The organism is Pantoea sp. Seng, assembly GCF_009829935.1.
Lineage (GTDB): Bacteria > Pseudomonadota > Gammaproteobacteria > Enterobacterales > Enterobacteriaceae > Pantoea > Pantoea communis.
The window spans coordinates 1-1,229 of sequence record NZ_SZZV01000048.1; the positions used below are offsets into that span (position 1 = coordinate 1).

The 1,229-nt window shown below is 51.0% G+C and carries 1 protein-coding gene; it reads right to left on the minus strand.

Annotated features, from left to right (window positions below; translation table 11 throughout):
- Nucleotides 1-18 precede the first annotated feature (18 nt).
- Nucleotides 19-1,166 (minus strand): IS3 family transposase gene (locus FD737_RS23645; protein WP_160834701.1). Its coding sequence is split into 2 segments (ribosomal slippage): nt 19-929 and nt 929-1,166, totalling 1,149 coding nucleotides; the frame shifts between segments, so codons are not numbered across the junction.
- Nucleotides 1,167-1,229 lie beyond the last annotated feature (63 nt).

The window sequence follows — 1,229 nt, forward strand, 5'->3', positions numbered from 1 at the left end:
TGAATCGCCACGGATAATCTAGACACTTCCGAGCCGTTGATAATACTGGGTTTCATATTCTGTCGGTGACATCTGATCGCTAGAACCATGCCGACGCTTACTGTTATAAAACATTTCGATGTAATCAAAAATATCGCTGCGGGCTTCTTCCCGCGTTCCGTAGATCTTTTTCTTTATCCGTTCGCGTTTCAACAACTGGAAAAAGCTTTCTGCAACCGCATTATCATGACAGTTACCGCGACGGCTCATGCTGCCCTCCAGGCCGTGCGATTTCAGGAACGACTGCCACTCATGGCTTGTGTACTGACTGCCCTGATCCGAATGAACCAGCACCTGCTTTTGGGGATTACGCCGCCATACAGCCATCAGCAGTGCGTTCAGGACAATGTCCTTTGTCATCCGGGATTGCATGGACCAGCCGATAATTTTGCGTGAGAACAGATCAACAACTACGGCAAGATACAGCCAGCCTTCGTGGGTCCTGATGTAGGTTATGTCCGTTACCCAACGCTCATCCGGAGCATCCGGATTGAACTGTCGCTGGAGCCTGTTGGGCGACACGATACTGGCCTCACCTTTACGTGCCCGCGGGCTCCGGTATCCGACCTGAGCCTTTATCCCGGCACATTTCATCAGTCGCCAGACTCTGTTGACTCCGCACTGTTGTCCGCTGTCCCGCATATCCAGATGGATCTTGCGATAACCATAGACGCATCCCGATTCCAGCCAGAACTGTTTAATCTGTCCTGTCAGTCTCAGGTCTGCCTGATGGCGTTGTGAATGCGGCTGCTGAAGCCAGGCGTAAAAACCACTGGGATGAACATCCAGCACCCGACAGAGCAGGCGAACAGGCCAGCAACAGGTGTTGTCACGGATAAAGGCGTACCTCAGTCGGACAGCTTTGCGAAGTACGCCGCGGCTTTTTTTAATATGTCCCGTTCGTCGGTAACCCGCTTCAGTTCTTTCTGGAGACGGCGGATCTCGGCCTGAGCATCTGACTGTTCTTTATCTGTGGAAGAATCCGGACCGTACTTCCTTATCCATGCGTAAAGGCTGTGGGTAGTGATATCGAGACGTGTTGCAACGCTGGAAACAGAATGGCCACGATCAACAACCTGTTTGACTGCTTCAATTTTAAACTCTTCTGGATAACGCTTACCGCTCATGGGCACCTCTCTTTAAGCCATCTTAAATGACTCTGAGGTGTCTGTTAAACCCATAGCGATTCA